This is a genomic window from Pseudomonas sp. GW823-FHT02C05, from assembly GCF_058797595.1.
The window spans coordinates 2,027,371-2,043,183 of record NZ_JBXAJU010000001.1 but is presented as its reverse complement, the minus strand read 5'-3'; the positions used below and the strand labels follow the sequence as shown (position 1 = coordinate 2,043,183).

Below are 15,813 nucleotides of genomic sequence, written 5' to 3'. Positions count from 1 at the left end.
ACCACACCTCGTTGCATTCGATTTGCCCAGGGCCATGGGCGGCCCTGGGGCATTGATTCACTCTTTGATCGCAAACAGCTTCTTGGCTTCGGCGAAGCACTTTTCGGCAATCGCCGAGCGCGGCTCGGTCTTGCGCATCACCAGCCCCAGTGGCGCCAGCACGCTGGCATCCGGCAGTTGGATAAAGGCCAGGTTCTCGATGGGCGAATCCAGGCCGCTGTCCAGGGGCATGATCGAGCAGCAGAAGCCTTCGTGGATCGCCTGGAACAGCTGGTAGGTGGAGTCGCTTTCCAGGATCGGCTGCGGGTTCAGCCCGCGGCTGCGAAAGCTCAAGTCGATGGACTTGCGATAGTGCATGCCGGTGCTGAGCATGCCCAGCGGCAGTTCGGCGGCGTCCTCCCAGCTCATCTCGGTGCCTTCGAAATGAAAGTGCCGGGTGTCGTAGAGCAGGCCGACCCGGGTCTCGCCGATCTCGAAGAAGTCCAGGTAGTTGGGGTTGACGTGGTCCAGGTAGCAGACCCCCAGGTCCAGCTGGTTGTTGCCGATGTCCTCGATGATCCGGTCGGAGCTCATGGACGACAGGCTGAACTGCAGTTCCGGGAAGCTCGACGATAGCTGCTGCACGTAGCTGATGGGGTTGAAGCCGCTCAGCGGTACCAGCCCCAGGCGCAGCTTGCCCACCAGTTGCCCGCGGCAGGCAGCGGCTTCGGCGAACAGCCCGTCATGGGCTGCCAGCAGGGTCTTGGCCCAGGCCAGCACCCGCTCGCCGGCTTCGGTGAAGCCTTCGAAGCGCTGGCCACGGGTGACCAGGATCAGGTCCAGTTCATCCTCAAGATTGCGCAGGCGCATGGACAGGGTCGGCTGGGTGATATGGCAGCGCGCGGCGGCCTGGCCAAAGTGCCGGGTCTGCTCCAGGGCGATCAGAAACTTGAGTTGCTTGATGTCCACGGTGGCACCTGTTGTGGGAAAAGTCGGGTTCAGTAATAACGCAGGTGTTGCGCCCATGAAAAGGCCTGGGGCCTTGCCCGGTCGCGCCCTTGGGCACCTCCGGCGGAGTTCAGGCCAGGGGCTTGGGGCCTGCTTCAGACAGTAGTTCAGGGGTATTGAAGTTGCTCAGCCGCGGATCGTCCGCGGCGCAGGGCAGGGGCCTCAGCCCATGGGCGGCCAGGGCCCGCAGCAGGCTGCGCTCGCCGTTGTCCCAGGCCTGGCGCAGGTCGCCCAGCAGCGCCGTGGGGATCAGGCTGAACATGGGTTGCCATTGCCCGGCCTGCTGCACCATCACCGGCCTGGTGTCGTTGCCGCGGGCATCCAGCAGGGCCTGGATCAGCGCCGCGTCGATCTGCGGCGCATCGCAGGCCAGCACCAGCAGCCAGGGGTGGCGGGCCGTCGCGAGGCCGGCCAGGACTCCGGCCAGGGGCCCGGGGAAATCCTTCTGCCCATCCTCCACCAAGCGGTCGGCATAGGCCCGGTAGCGCTCGGCGTTGCGGTTGCAGGAAATGATCAGGTCATCGCTCAAGGGCCGCACCACCGCCTGCACATGGGCAATCAGCGGCTGGCCGCGCCAGGCCACCAGGCCCTTGTCCTGGCCGCCCATGCGCGAGCCGCGGCCACCGGCCAGCAGCAGGATCGAGCAGGGCAGGGAACAGGCGGGGGCGGGCTGGGTCTGGGTCATGGCGGGACGCATATCAAGTAGGTGGCGCAAACGATGGCATTGTCCTTCGGGTACGTCCAATCGGAAGTGTTGAATGGCCGATTGACGGGCTTTATCGGCCCCCTGGCAGGGCCCGGCAGGATGATAGAGCGCATCGATAATCCGGTCAGCCAGAACGATTAGACAGCCGCGTCGGCGGGCCTTTAGCCTGGGTTCATGATTTTTAGCCTGCCGGTCGGAGAATGACATGAGCGTGAAGTCGGATGCGTTGTTTGTACCCTTGAACATTGCCGTGCTGACGGTCAGCGATACCCGGGAATATGCCACTGACACCTCCGGGCAACTGCTGGTCAGCCGCCTGCTGGAGGCCGGCCACAGCCTGGCCGAGCGCAACCTGCTCAAGGATGACCTGTACAAGATCCGCGCCCAGGTGGCGGCCTGGATCGCCGACGAGCGCATCCAGGTGGTGCTGATCACCGGTGGCACCGGCTTTACCGGCCGCGACAGCACCCCGGAAGCCGTGGGCTGCCTGCTGGACAAGCACATCGACGGTTTCGGCGAGCTGTTTCGCGCCATCTCGATTCTCGATATCGGCACCTCCACGGTGCAGAGCCGGGCCCTGGCCGGGCTGGCCAACGGTACCCTGGTGTGCTGCCTGCCGGGCTCCACCGGTGCCTGCCGCACCGCCTGGGAAGGCATCCTCGCCGAGCAGCTGGATGCCCGACACCGGCCATGCAATTTCGTGCCGCACCTCAAGCCGGTGCAGGCCTGCGAGAGCCGGGGATGAGCCAGAACCCACTGATGCCGGTGGAAGAGGCACTGGCCAGCCTGCTGGCCATGGCCGACGCCCAGCGCCTGCCGGAGAGCGAAACCCTGGCCGTGGATCAGGCCCGGCAACGGGTACTGGCCACCGACCTGGTGGCGACCCTGGACCTGCCGCCCTGGCCCAACAGTGCCATGGACGGCTACGCCCTGAACCTGCAGCACTGGGACGGTGCACCGTTGCCGGTAGCGCAGACCGTGTTCGCCGGGCAGCCCGGTGCGCCCCTGCAACCGGGCAGCTGTGCGCGGATTTTCACCGGCGCCCCGGTGCCCGAAGGCGCCGACTGCGTCGAGATGCAAGAGAACGTCGAGCTGCTGGAAGACGGCCGGGTGCGTTTTACCCAGGCCCTGAAAACGGGGCAGAACATTCGCCCCCAGGGCCAGGAGAACCGCGCCGGCGAGGTGTTGCTGCAGGCCGGCAAGCGCCTCGGCCCTTTCGAGCTGGCGGTGGCCGCCGCCCAGGGCTGCACCGAGTTGCAGGTGGTGCGCCGCCCGCGCGTGGCGCTGCTGTCCACCGGCGATGAATTGCTGGAGCCGGGCACGCCCATGCGCCCCGGCTGCATCTACAACAGCAACCGCACCCTGCTCAGGCACTGGCTGGACGCCCTGGGCTGCGAGGTGATCGACGCCGGGATCCTGCCCGACCGGCCGCAGCACACCCGCCTCAGGCTGGAGCAGTTGCAGCATGGCGCGGACCTGATCCTGACCACCGGCGGCGTTTCCGCCGGGGATGCCGACTGCCTCGGGCAGGTGCTCAGGGACAGTGGCCGGCCGCTGTTCTGGAAACTCGCCATCAAGCCCGGCAAGCCCCTGACCGTGGGTTACTTCGGCCAGGTGCCGGTGATCGGCCTGCCGGGCAACCCGGCCTCGGCACTGGTGACCTTCGGCCTGTTGGCCCGGGCCTACCTGCTGCGGCTGCAGGGGGTACAGGAGGTGGCGCCGCTGAGCGTCGAGGTGCCTGTGGCCTTCGCTTGGCCCAAGGCCGGCAAGCGCCGCGAGTACCTGCGAGCGCGCCTGGAGAACGGCCGCGCCGTGCTTTATCCGAACCAGAGTTCCGGGGTGTTGCTGGGGGCTTCCTGGGCCGATGGCCTGGTGGAAATCGTCGAGGGCCGGACCTTGCAGGCAGGGGATCGGGCGCCCTTCATTCCTTTCAGCGAGCTGTTCTAGATCTTCCAGTGCCGGGCGCTCTTGGCCAGGCGCTGGTGCATCTCGCCGAGGGTCGCGGCCAGTTGCCGGGTCAGCAGCCGGTAACCATCCAGGGCCGAATACACCGGGGCCTCCAGAGCGTTTTCGGGGTGGCCTTCCACGGATTTCTCCAGGCGCTGGGTGACCCCCGATTGCAGGGCCCGGGCCATGCCGATCAGTTGCACGCGGATCTGCCGGTGCTCGGCCTTGAGCGCCAGTTGCATCTGCGCCATGGCCTGCGGGTCGCTGGCATCGGGGCGGGTGTTGCCGAGGATCTCGAGGGTGCTGATGCACATGCGCAGGTTGCGCTGGATGGCGTCCAGCTCGGTCATGGAAATCCGTACTTCCTTGGACACCGAAGGCATCAGCGAACGCAGTTGCAGCATGGCGCTGTTGACCCGGCCCAGGAGCTTGAGGTGCTCGTCGTCGGTCACCGACTGGCCCTTGATGATCCGCCCGTACAACTGCGCGCAGTCGCGCAGGGCGCTGGCCAGGTTGTAGCGCCAGGAGTACACCGCATACAGCGGAATGGCGAAGGAAAACGCCAGGGCCAGGGCAATGCCGATGAGGATGTCCACCGCCCGCCACAGGCCGTCGCTGACCTGGTTGTCACCGTGGCCGGCGACGATGAACACGGTGATCGCCGCCAGCAGCGCGGTGTAGCCGCCCTTGCCGATGGCGTGATAGGAAAAGTAGCCGCACACCACCGACATGCCCAGGTAGGTCAGCCAGGGGTGGCCGAAGTAGGCCTGCTGCACCACCAGCACCAGCCCGACCCCGGCGCCCACCAGGGTGCCGATGGCCCGTTCCGCGGCCTTCTTGCCGATGTTGCCGTGGTGCTGCAGGCCACCGATCACCACCAGCATGGTTACCGAGGCCCATTCGCCGTGGGGCAGGTTGAGGCCGGTGGTCAGGAGGATGGTGGCGATCAGGCCGAGGGCGACCCGCACCGCGTGGATCAGCCGGGCGTGACGGTAGCGCCGGTACGGGTCGAGCACGGGACGCAGCAGGCGGCGCAGCAAAGGTGGCAGGGTGATGCCCCGCAGGTGTTTGAACGGGCCCAGATCGGTTCCTCCGGTTGGCGGCAGGGGCCGGGCGTTCGCGCCAGGGCGAACGCTCGGGGCTCCCTCAGAAAATGTAGTCGGTGGTCAGGAAGCTCGACTCGCGATTACGGATGATGTCGCTGATCAGTTGCTTGTTGCGCTCCTGGAACTTGGTCGCCACCAGGGTGCGGATCGAGAAGGTGCGCAGTGCGTCATGTACCGACAGCGTGCCCTCGGCGGAGTTCTTGCGGCCGTTGAAGGGGAAGGTGTCCGGGCCGCGCTGGCACTGGGCGTTGATATTGATCCGCCCGACCTGGTTGGCGAAGGCGTCCACCAGCCGGCCGATCTCGGCCGGGTCGCTGCCGAACAGGCTCAGTTGCTGGCCGAAGTCCGATTCCAGGACATAGTCGATCACGGTGTCCAGGTCGCGGTAGGGCACGATGGGCACCACCGGGCCGAACTGCTCCTCGTGGTAGACGCGCATCTGCGGGGTCACCGGGTACAGCACCGCCGGGTAGAAGAACGAAGCCCGGGCCTCGCCGCCGTGGGCGTTCACCACCTTGGCGCCGTGGGCCTGGGCGTCGGCCACCAGGGCGTGCAGGTAGTCGACCTTGGTGTTCTCCGGCAGCGGCGTCAGGGCCACCCCCGGTTCCCAGGGCATGCCCGGCTTGAGGCCTTGCAGCTTGGCGTTGAACTGCTCGATGAAGCGTTCCACCACGGCTTCGTGGACGAACAGGATCTTCAGCGCGGTGCAGCGCTGGCCGTTGAACGACAGGGAGCCGGTGAGGGCTTCGCTGACCGCGTTGTCCAGGTCGGCGTCGGGTAGCACGATCCCCGGGTTCTTCGCATCCAGGCCCAGGGCCGCGCGCAGGCGGTGGGGCTTGGGGTGAAGTTTCTTCAGGTCGCTGGCGGCCTTGTTGGTGCCGATGAAGGCGAAAATGTCGATCTTGCCGCTGGCCATCAGGGCGCTGACGGTTTCGCGACCGCTGCCGTAGATCACGTTGATTACCCCGGCCGGGAAGCTGTCGCGGAAGGCTTCGAGCAACGGCCGGATCAGCAGCACACCGAGCTTGGCCGGCTTGAACACTACGGTGTTGCCCATGATCAGCGCCGGGATCAGGGTGGTGAAGGTCTCGTTCAGCGGGTAGTTGTAGGGGCCCATGCACAGGGCCACGCCCAGGGGCACGCGGCGGATCTGGCCGAGGGTGTCCTGCTCCAGTTCGAAGCGGCTGGAGCGCCGGTCCAGTTCCTTGAGCGCGCCGATGGTGTCGACGATGTAGTCGCAGGTACGGTCGAACTCCTTTTCCGAGTCCTTGAGGTTCTTGCCGATTTCCCACATCAGCAACTTGACCACCGCCGTGCGCTGTTCGCGCATGCGCGCCAGGAAGGCTTCCACGTGCTGGATGCGCTCGGCCACGCGCATCGTTGGCCAGGCGCCCTGGCCGCGATCGTAGGCGCGCACCGCGGCGTCCAGGGCGGAGAGGGCGGTGTCGGCGTCCAGCAGCGGGGTGCTGCCGAGAATCACCTGGGTATCGCCGTCGGCGCCGCTCAGGTAGATCGGGCTGCGGACCTGGGCCAGGGGGCCGTTCCAGGTGCGCAGTTCACCGTCCACCAGGTAGTCGCGCTGCTCCACCGGGTCGGGCAGGCGAAAGGCTTCGGGGATGTCGGCGGCGGCAGGAAACAGGTGGCTCAATAGATTGGCTGTGGTCATGACTCTACCCCGTGTTGGAAATGGCTCCGGCGCGGTGACAGCGACGGCATCGCTCCATGGTTTATACGCCTTAATGGCCCGGCGCTTTAGCGGTTTTTCCACCGGGCGCCCGAGCGTGACGGCCCGCGGCGCCCCTGTGCGGGCCCGCGGCGCGTCAGCGGTCGTGGTTCGAGATTAAACGTTTCAGCCGCTGCCCAGCAACTGCCGGATCAAGCTCGGGGTGCTGCCGGTCCAGCGCTTGAATGACCGGCGGAAGTTGGCCGGGTCATTGAAGTTCAGGTACTCGGCCACCGCCTCGTTGCTCCAGCCCTTGATCTGGTACAGGTACAGCGCCACGTGCTTGTGCACCCGGTCCACCTGTTGCTGGTAGCCGCTGTGGTGCTTGCTCAGCTTGCGCTTGAGGGTGGCCGGGCTCATGGCGAAATCCTGGGCCGCCTGCTCCAGGCTCGGGGTGTGGCGTACCTGGGTTTTCAGGTAGCGGTACAGGGTGTCGAGGAAACTGCTGGCAAACCCCAGTTGGCGCAGGTGCTCGCCGGCCTCCAGGCGCGCCACCTGGCCGGCGGTGGCCGAGGCCCCGGGCCAGGGCCGGGTCAGGTATTGCCGGGGGATGCGCATCAGGTCCAGGGGCCGCTGGAACTGGGTCTGTTCCCCCAGGTGCACCCAGTACTGCTCGACGTAGCGCGGCTCGCTGTGGCTGAAGCTGCATTCCCAGGGCAGGCGCTGGCCGGCCAGCCACTGACTCATGGCCACCAGGGAGGTCATGCTGGCTTCCAGGAGGAACCGCCAGTGCTCGCCGGCGCCGCAGCTGTCCAGCCAGTAGCAGTAGGCGTGATGCTCGTCCAGCACCAGGCGCGGGCTGGCCAGGGGGCTGAGCAGCGCCTGCTGCTGCACCAGGGCGTCCAGGGCCTGGTGCAGGTTCTGCGCATGGCGCAGGGCATGGCTGGCGGCGCCGTAGTGCCCGGGCAGCAGGCGCTGGCCAAACAGGAAACTGCTGTCGTCGGCATCCAGCAGGCGCCGGCCGTTGCCGATCAGCGCCAGGAACTGCTGCGGGCTGAGGCGGGTCTGGCCGGCCAGGATGTCCTCGTGGAACAGCCCGGTGCCGCGCAGCAGGCGGTGGCTGTCGATGTCCCGGGACAGCGCCAGGTCGATCAGCGCCGCCGGTTGATAGTGCCCGGGGATAAACCGCGTATCGGCTTCGTACCAACTGGTCTTCACGGTCATGACGGCGCCTCAGGCGGTTTTTGCCAGGGGCTGCTTGGCCCGGGCCAGGGCCAGGTTGAGGCGCTTGAGCAGCCCCTCCGGGGTTTCCTCCAGGGCCATCACCACCGCAGTGCTGGCCGCCAGGTGCAGGCGCTCGCCGTGTTGTCGGGTCTTGTGTGCCAGGCCCTGCACCGCCTGTTGCAGCTCCAGGGCCAGCAGCCGTGCCTGGCTTTCCCCGGTGTTGGGCAGCAGCACCACGAAGCGGTCGCCGGCCAGCCGGCACAGCAGGTCCTGGCGCCGCAGGTTGAGCAGCAGCACATGGCTCAGGGCCTGCAGCACCGCATCGCCTTCGGCATGGCCGTAGTCCTGGTTGATCGCCGCGAAGTGGTCCAGGTCCAGGGCCAGCAGCGACAGCGGCTGCTGCTGGCGGCGGCTGTCTTGCAGGCTGCTGGCCAGCTCGCGCTTGAGGTAGTCGGCGCCGGCCAGGGGGGTGAGCTTGTCGAACTGGCGATGCTCGCGAAACAGTCGCTCCTTCTTTTCCATCTGCGCGCTGATGGCCAGCTGTTCGCGGTGCCAGTGGTAGATGCCGATGGTCAGCAGGATCATGCCGATGGGCATCGGCCCGGACTCCAGCCAGTGGTCCCAGGTGATGCTGTCGGGCAGGCGGATGAACTCGTCGAGGCTGTCGATCCACCAGGAAAAGAAAATGCAGCTCAGGCCCAGGGCCAGGTAGTTGGTGACCCGCCCGGCGGGGCGGCTCTTGAGCACCAGCCCGAGCCAGACCAGGGCCAGGAGCGCCGAGCCGCCTTCGCCGATGATGTCCAGCCACTGCCACTCGCTGACCGATTTCAGGCTGCCGCAGGCCAGGTGCAGCAGCAGCCCGGCATTGGCCGCCAGCAACAGCGCGGCGAGTTTCCAGCGGTGGGGTTTGAGCACGGAGAACATGGCCGCGATCCTTTTTGCCAGGAGTGAGAGGGCGCCAGCACAGCAGATGTTTGTGACAGTGGGGTGACGCCGGGGAAACCCGGCGTGAGGTCGAATCAGCTCACGGCGAATGCGTTTTTTTCGGCCCGCAGGAGCCGGCTTGCCGGCGAAGGGGCCCGCAAGACCTGCGCCTGGCGGGGAATGGCGTTCGCGGGCAAGCCCGCTCCTACGGGGCGGCGGACGTACCACGGATCTGTAGGAGCCGGCTTGCCGGCGAAGAGGCCCGCAAGGCCTGCGCCTGGCGGGGGATGGCTTTCGCGGGCAAGCCCGCTCCTACGGGGCGGCGGACGCACCACGGATCTGTAGGAGCCGGCTTGCCGGCGAAGAGGCCCGCAAGACCTGCGCCTGGCGGGGGATAGGGGTCAATTCAGCTCATTTGCCGGGGCGAAAGCCGGGCAATGGGGCGTTTTGGCCTGTTGCCGCCCAGGCCTGTCACAGAACCGTCATTCGCCGACCCTAGCGTGCCCTCCCAGTTGCCGGGCCTCTTGCCCGGCGTTAGCGGACTCTTGGGGGAGGACCAACATGTACAAGCGCAGCAGTCCCGGGCTTGTCAGCTTTACCTTGACCGCGCTGGCCATGGCCATCGCCAGTGAACGCTTGAGCGCCGCGGAACCTGCGGCCACCGAGCATGTGGAAGTGGTGGGCCAGGCCGCCAGCATCGACCAGGCGCTCAAGGAGCAGCGGCGCTCGGACAGCATCGAAAGCGTGGTGCACGCCGACGGCGTGGCCCAATTGCCGGACCAGAACGTCGCCGAGGCGGCGCAGCGCCTGCCGGGCATCAGCATCGAGCGCGACCAGGGTGAAGGGCGCTTTGTCAGCGTGCGCGGCCTGGGCCCGGACCTCAACAGCGTGACCATCAACGGCACCCTGGTGCCCTCGCCGGAAAGCGCCCGCCGAGCCGTGGCCCTGGATGTACTGCCCTCGGAACTGGTGCAGTCGCTGTCAGTGATCAAGACCCTGACCCCAGACATGGACGCCAACTCCCTGGGCGGCACCGTGGATGTGAAAAGCCTCTCGGCCTTCGACCACAAGGGCCTGTTCTACACCGGCAGCAGCGAGGCCAGCTACGACCAGAACACCCGCCAGACCAGCCCAAAATTCTCCGGAGCGGCGAGCAACCGCTTCAGCCTCGGCGACGGCGTCGACAACTTCGGCGTGGCCGCGGCCCTGAGCTGGCAGAAGCGCGATTTCGGCTCCGACAACGTCGAGACCGGTGGCGCCTGGGACTTCGAACAAGGCGCCAAGCTGCAGGAATTCGAGCAGCGCGACTACGCCATCAGCCGCGAGCGCGCCGGTGGCGGCCTGAACTTCGACTACAAGCCCGACGACAGCAGCAGCTACTACCTGCGCACCCTGTACAGCCGCTACAAGGACAGCGAGACCCGCAACTCCACCAGCATCGAGTTCGCCGATCCCCTGGCGGCCGGCGAGCGCGGCGATGCCGAAGCCTCGCGCAAGCTCAAGCAGCGCGAGGAAACCCAGGAGATCCAGTCCTACGTGTTCGGCGGCGAGCGCCAGCTCGGCCTGTGGACCCTCAGCGGCCAGACCGGCTACAGCCGCTCCAGCGAAGACAGCCCGGCGCATATCGCCGGGGCCACCTTCAAGGGCAACAGCGATTTTTCCGACAGCGGCTTCTACGACAACGGCAAGCCGCGCCCGGTGATCGGCGCCGGTTTCTATGACCCGGCCAACTTCACCCTGGACAAGGTCGACTGGGAAAAGCAGAACACCACCGACACCGAGAAAAACCTGCGCCTGGACCTGGCCCGGGACTATGACCTGAGTGGCTACGCCGCGCAGTTCAAGTTCGGCGGCAAGCTCAGCCGACGCAACAAGGACAACGACCTGGAAGCCTGGGTCTACAAGGACTTCGACACCCTGGGCTTTACCGACCAGCAGCTCAACCTCGGGCAGTTCCAGAAGGGCAATGTGGACTATTCCCTTGGCCGCTTCGGCCCGGGCATCAGTGGCGGCGCCATCAAGCAACTGATCGGCGGCCTGAATCAGGCGGCCTTCTACGACGAGGAAGAATCCCGGGTCAACGACTTCAAGATCCGCGAAGACATCAACGCCGGCTACTTCATGAACACCCTGGACATCGACGACTGGCGCTTCATCGCCGGCCTGCGCTACGAGGGTACCGAGTTCGAGGCCAAGGGCACCGGGGTCACCGACGGCGCCTTCACCGCCACCGACACCCAACGCCGCTACCAGCACTGGCTGCCGGGGCTGCACGCACGCTACCAGCTGGACAAGAACACCCAGGTCCGCGCGGCCTGGACCAAGAGCGTGGTGCGCCCGACCTTCGGCCAACTGGCCCCGGGCTTTGTCATCGACGGCGACGAGGCGACCTTCGGCAACCCCGACCTCAAGCCCCTGGAGTCGAGCAACCTGGACCTGGGCATCGAGCACTACATGGGCCGCGCCGGCACCGTCTCGGCCTTCGTGTTCTACAAGGACATCCAGAACTTTGTCTACAACACCGACCTGGCCGGCACCGGCGCCTGGAGCGGGTTCTCCGAGGCGCACACTTTCGCCAACGGCGACAGCGCCAAGCTGTACGGCCTGGAACTGGCCTATTCGCAGAAATTCGACTGGCTGCCGGCGCCGTGGAACGGCCTGCTGCTGGGCGCCAACAGCACCTTCAGCCGCTCCAGTGCGAGCATCGAGGGCTTCGACCAGAAGGCCGGGGTCAACCGCAAGCGCGACATCGACCTGCCCAACCAGTCGGACACCGTGGGCAACCTGATGCTCGGCTGGGAAGACGACAAGCTCAGCCTGCGCCTGTCGGCCAACTACAAATCGGCCTACCTCTATGAGCTGGCCTCCATCAGCGACAAGGCCCACGACCTGCATGTGGATGCCCAGACCTTCGTCGATTTCAGTGCCAAGTACTCCCTGACCAAGAACCTGCAACTGAGCTTCGAGGCGCAGAACCTCACCGACCAGCCGTACTTCGTCTACACCGGCAACCGCTCCTACAACGCCCAGTACGAGGAATACGGCCCGACCTACAAGCTCGGCCTGACCTTCACCCATTTCTAAGTAGCGGGCCCTTGCCCGACCGCACACCCAAGGATTGTGATGAGCACTGTATCGACCGCAAGAAACCGCCTGCTGGCCCTGTGCATTGGCTTGACCTGTGGCGCCGCCCTGGCTGCCCCCAGCGTGTCCGGCCTGAACCTCAAGCCCTGGGCCGAGCAGACCCCGGGCGTTACCGGCCTGGGTTTCGTGCCCGCCGGCACAGGCGCCGACCGGCTGCTGGCCAGCGAGCGCGAAGGCCTGTTGCTGGTGGACGAACAGGGCCGCCAGCTGGCCCGCTTCAAGGGCTCGTTCAACGGCCTGGACAGCCGCGCCGCCGGTGGGCAACTGCTGGTGGCCAGCCTCGACAACCAGCGCCAGCAGGCACTGCTGGTGAGCCTCGACCCGGCCAGCCGCACCTGGGGCCAGCCGTTGTACCTGCCCACTCGGGACTACCCGGTCAACGGCCTGTGCCTGTACCGCGACGAGGCCAGCAACCTGTTCCTGTTCCTGGTGGGCGAGGAGGGCAAGGGCGAGCAGTGGCTGGTGGGCCACGGCGCGCAACTGAGCGCCGAGCCGCAGCGGGTACGTGGCCTGCCCCTGCCGCCGGAGGCCAAGTTCTGCCAGGTGGACGATGCCGCCCAGCAACTGCTGGTCAATGAACAGAATGTCGGCTGGTGGGCCTACCCGGCCCATGCCGAAGCCGACACCGCGCGCCAGCCGGTGGCCCTGCGCGCGCCCTTTGGCGACATCAGGAAAAGCGCCGGGGCCATGGCCCTGGTGCCGGGCGGGGTGCTGGGCCTGGACCCGAAGGCCGCGCAACTGCATCTCTATCAGCAGCAGGAAAAAGGCTGGGTGGCCCAGGCCACGTTGCCCCTGGCCGGCCTCAAGGAACCGGAAAACATCGCCCTGCGTGCCAGCGACAAAGGCCTGCAGGTCTTGCTGCGCGATGACGAGGACGGGCGCCTGTACCAGGGCCAGTTGAACTGGCAGGCCACCCCGGTGGCCCTGCCGCCGGTATTGCCCACCGTACAGGCGGCGGCACAGAGCGAGCCGGTGGGGCGCCAGGGCGATGCCGCCGATGACCCGGCGATCTGGGTCCACCCGCAGCAGCCCTCCCTGAGCCGGGTGCTGGGCACCAACAAGAAGCAGGGCCTGCTGGCCTACGACCTGCAGGGCACGCTGTTGCAGGAGCTGGCAGTGGGGCGCCTGAACAACGTCGACGTGCGGCCCAACTTCCAGCTCGGCGAGCGCCGTGTGGACCTGGCCGTGGCCAGTAACCGCGACCGCAACAGCCTCAGCCTGTTCGCCATCGACCGCGCCAGCGGCGAGCTGAGCGAGGCCGGGGAGGTGCCGACGCCGCTCAAGGAAATCTACGGTATCTGCCTGTTCCAGCCGGCCAGTGGCGAGATCTACGCCATTGCCAACGACAAGGACGGCACCTTCGTCCAGTACCGCCTGAGCGCCCCCGGCGGTACCGCCCAGGGCGAGCTGGTGCGCCGGTTCAAGGTGGCCAGCCAGCCCGAGGGCTGCGTCGCCGACGACCAGCGCCAGCGCCTGTTCCTCGGGGAAGAGGACGTCGGCGTGTGGGCGGTGGATGCCCGGCCCGAGCAGCCGGCGACCCTGCACAGCGTGATCAAGGTCGGCGGCCTGTTGCAGGCCGATGTCGAGGGCCTGGCCCTGTACCAGAGCAACGCCCGCGACTACCTGGTGATTTCCAGCCAGGGCAACGACAGCTACCTGGTGCTGGATGCCGAACCGCCGTTCGCTTCCCATGGCGCCTTCCGGGTCAGCCTCAACGCCCGCGCGGGGATCGACGGCGCCTCGGAAACCGATGGCCTGGAAGTCACCTCGGCCAACCTCGGCGGGCCCTGGAGCCAGGGCCTGCTGGTGGTCCAGGACGGGCGCAAGCGCATGCCCGAGCAGACCCAGAACTTCAAGTTCGTGCCCTGGGCCGAGGTCACCCAGGCCCTGAAGCTGCCCTGAGCCGGCGGTCATCACCTTGTCATTTGAATGTCATCGAATAGCCCCGCCAGCCCAGGCGGGCACCCGAGAAGGAGTTCCACCATGCAGGCCACACTCGAACACATGAGCATCTGGGGGCTGATCAGCGATGCCAGCCTGTTGGTCAAGGCGGTGATGCTGACCTTGCTCCTGGCGTCCTTGCTCAGCTGGTACCTGATCATCCAGCGTGGCGCCGTGCTGCGCGGTCGTGAGCAGCGCTTCCAGGCTTTCATCCAGCGTTTTCGCGCCGCCCCCGAGCTGCTGCCGCTGTACCGCGAAGTGGCCAAGGGCAGCGACGCCGAAGGCGGCGTGGAGCCGATCTTTGCCGCCGGCTACCAGGAGTTCAGCCACCTGCGCGGCCAGCCCGGCGGTGCCGGAGAAGGGGTGCTGGAGGGTGTGGAACGGGCCTTGTACGTGGCCATCAGCGAGCAGGAAACCCGCCTGGAAAAGGGCCTGCAGTTTCTCGCCACTGTGGGTTCGGTAAGCCCCTATATCGGCCTGTTCGGCACCGTGTGGGGCATCATGAATTCCTTCCTCGGCCTGTCCCAGGTGCAGCAGGCGACCCTTTCCACCGTGGCCCCGGGCATTGCCGAGGCGCTGATCGCCACCGCCATCGGCCTGTTCGCGGCCATTCCCGCGGTGATTGCCTACAACCGTTTTTCGGCCCGCAGCCAGACCCTGCTGACCCGCTACTACGCCTTTGGCAATGAACTGCAAGTACGCCTGCATCGCACCTTGCAGGGCGCCCCGAGCCACCTGGCCGTGGCCGCCTGAGAGAAGGAGCAAGCCGATGTTGACCCGGCCGCAACGCAAGCACGGACCCAAGGCGGAAATGAACGTGGTGCCCTACATCGACGTGATGCTGGTGCTGCTGGTGATCTTCATGGTCACCGCGCCGATGCTCACCCAGGGGGTGAAGATCGAATTGCCCAAGGTCGCCAGCGAAGCCCTGGCCACCGACAGCCGCCAGCAGATCCTCACCCTGTCGGTGCAGGCCGGTGGCGGCTACTACTGGAACCTGGGCGGTGAACTGGACACCCGGAACCAGACCGACAGCGCTGTGGACCTTGAGCAGATGCGCGCCAAGGTGGCCCAGGTGATTGCCCGGCGCGGCGACACCCAGGTGTATATCCGCGCCGACCAGGACGCCGCCTATGCCAGCGTGGTGGCGGCCATGGCCGCGTTGCAGCAGGGCGGGGTACACAACCTGGGGCTGGTGACCGAGGCCCCGCAATGACGGCGATGATCATGCACAACCCCACCGCGATGCCCCTGCGGCCCGAGGCGTCCGGCTTCTGGCGCAACAGCCTGGCGGCCAGCCTGGCCCTGGCCCTGCACGCCGGAGTGCTGGTGGCGCTGGTGCTGGGCTGGTCGGTGGACAAGCCGCAGGTCGAGACGCCGCCGGTACTGACCACCCAACTGGTGATGCTGGCGCCGCCTGCCGCCCCCGCGGAACCGCTGCCGGCGGTGGCCGAGGTGGCGCCACAGCCACCGTCAACGCCACCGCCCGCGGCTGCGCCGGAGCCGGCCAGGCCCCGGGTTGACCCCCAGGTACAGGCGCAGAAGCTGGAGCAGGCGGCCCTGGCGCGCAAGCGGGTGGAAGACAAGAAACGTGAGCAGGTGCAGGAGCAGCAGCGCGAGCGCCTGGAGGCTGAGCAGCGCCAGCGCGATACCGAGCAACGTGTGGCCCAGGAACAAGCGCAGGCCCAGCGTGCCGAACAGTCGCGGCTGGCTGCCGAGCGCACGCGCCAGCAGGCGGCCCAGGCGGCGGCCGACAGTCGCCAGTACCAGCCCCTGAGCAAGGAGGCCCCGGACTACCCGCAACGGGCCCTGGACAAGAACCTGGAAGGCGACTGCACCGTGGAATACAGCGTCAACCCCCAGGGGCGGGTGGAGAACCCCAAGGTCATCGACGGTTGCCACCCCCTGTTCATGCGCCCGTCCCTGGCAGCGGTGGCGACCTTCCGTTATCAGCCGCGGCTGATCGACGGCCAGGCGGTAACGGTGCCGGCGGTGCGCAACACCTTCCACTACCGGATCAAGTAAGGCGCGGGGCAGGCATGGGCCCGTTGCCATGCAGGCAGCCTCTGGCTGACCGTGCGCGCCCTGGCTGGCCGAGCCTGTCCCCTTGGCTGGCCGCCAATGCCCTCAACCCCGGGGCGCGGGTGTCTTAGTGTGGCCGGGTGTGGTCC

The 15,813-nt window shown here is 67.2% G+C and carries 13 protein-coding genes; 7 read left to right on the top strand and 6 right to left on the bottom strand.

The window, feature by feature from the left end; genetic code table 11:
• Positions 1-57: 57 nt before the first annotated feature.
• Positions 58-948: a LysR family transcriptional regulator gene (locus AC1RGE_RS09065; protein ID WP_011061998.1), complete on the bottom strand. Its 891-nt coding sequence runs from the start codon at positions 946-948 to the stop codon at positions 58-60.
• A 109-nt stretch (positions 949-1,057) separates the two neighbouring features.
• Positions 1,058-1,672: a molybdenum cofactor guanylyltransferase MobA gene (mobA, locus tag AC1RGE_RS09060; protein ID WP_011061997.1), complete on the bottom strand. Its 615-nt coding sequence runs from the start codon at positions 1,670-1,672 to the stop codon at positions 1,058-1,060.
• Between the two features lie 226 nt (positions 1,673-1,898).
• On the opposite strand from mobA, the gene moaB reads away from it, so the two are divergent.
• Complete coding sequence (gene moaB / locus AC1RGE_RS09055) at positions 1,899-2,438, top strand: molybdenum cofactor biosynthesis protein B (protein ID WP_011061996.1); 540 nt, start codon at positions 1,899-1,901, stop codon at positions 2,436-2,438.
• Positions 2,435-3,640 (top strand): molybdopterin molybdotransferase MoeA, encoded by a 1,206-nt coding sequence (locus tag AC1RGE_RS09050; RefSeq protein WP_011061995.1) that lies wholly within the window; start codon positions 2,435-2,437, stop codon positions 3,638-3,640. Before moaB ends, AC1RGE_RS09050 begins: the two co-directional genes overlap by 4 nt.
• Here the strand turns inward: AC1RGE_RS09050 and AC1RGE_RS09045 are convergent.
• From AC1RGE_RS09045 to AC1RGE_RS09030, 4 genes are all read right to left on the bottom strand, one after another.
• Positions 3,637-4,680 carry an FUSC family protein gene (locus AC1RGE_RS09045; RefSeq protein WP_011061994.1) on the bottom strand — a complete coding sequence of 348 codons (1,044 nt, stop codon included), beginning with the start codon at positions 4,678-4,680 and terminating at the stop codon, positions 3,637-3,639. The genes AC1RGE_RS09050 and AC1RGE_RS09045 overlap by 4 nt on opposite strands.
• A gap of 106 nt (positions 4,681-4,786) precedes the next feature.
• Entirely contained in the window at positions 4,787-6,412 is a 1,626-nt protein-coding gene (locus AC1RGE_RS09040) for an NADP-dependent glyceraldehyde-3-phosphate dehydrogenase (RefSeq protein WP_103291412.1), read from the bottom strand.
• A gap of 183 nt (positions 6,413-6,595) precedes the next feature.
• Positions 6,596-7,633: an AraC family transcriptional regulator gene (locus AC1RGE_RS09035; protein WP_011061992.1), complete on the bottom strand. Its 1,038-nt coding sequence runs from the start codon at positions 7,631-7,633 to the stop codon at positions 6,596-6,598.
• Between the two features lie 9 nt (positions 7,634-7,642).
• Positions 7,643-8,557, bottom strand: coding sequence for a GGDEF domain-containing protein (locus tag AC1RGE_RS09030; protein WP_011061991.1), 915 nt, complete (start codon positions 8,555-8,557; stop codon positions 7,643-7,645).
• A gap of 561 nt (positions 8,558-9,118) precedes the next feature.
• On the opposite strand from AC1RGE_RS09030, the gene AC1RGE_RS09025 reads away from it, so the two are divergent.
• The 5 genes from AC1RGE_RS09025 to AC1RGE_RS09005 all read left to right on the top strand — a co-directional run bounded on the left by AC1RGE_RS09025 (position 9,119) and on the right by AC1RGE_RS09005 (position 15,667).
• A complete protein-coding gene (locus AC1RGE_RS09025) occupies positions 9,119-11,641 on the top strand; it encodes a TonB-dependent receptor (protein ID WP_492584037.1) in 2,523 nt (840 codons plus the stop codon).
• Between the two features lie 39 nt (positions 11,642-11,680).
• The gene (locus AC1RGE_RS09020; RefSeq protein WP_492584035.1) at positions 11,681-13,603 is read left to right on the top strand and encodes a phytase; all 1,923 of its coding nucleotides are present in this window, start codon (positions 11,681-11,683) and stop codon (positions 13,601-13,603) included.
• Positions 13,604-13,684: 81 nt separating this feature from the next.
• Complete coding sequence (gene tolQ / locus AC1RGE_RS09015) at positions 13,685-14,395, top strand: protein TolQ (protein ID WP_434984727.1); 711 nt, start codon at positions 13,685-13,687, stop codon at positions 14,393-14,395.
• Between the two features lie 16 nt (positions 14,396-14,411).
• On the top strand, positions 14,412-14,858 hold the full coding sequence (gene tolR / locus AC1RGE_RS09010; protein WP_053159334.1) for a protein TolR: 447 nt from the start codon (positions 14,412-14,414) through the stop codon (positions 14,856-14,858).
• Positions 14,855-15,667: an energy transducer TonB gene (locus AC1RGE_RS09005; protein WP_015636127.1), complete on the top strand. Its 813-nt coding sequence runs from the start codon at positions 14,855-14,857 to the stop codon at positions 15,665-15,667. The genes tolR and AC1RGE_RS09005 overlap by 4 nt, the downstream gene beginning before the upstream one ends.
• Positions 15,668-15,813 lie beyond the last annotated feature (146 nt).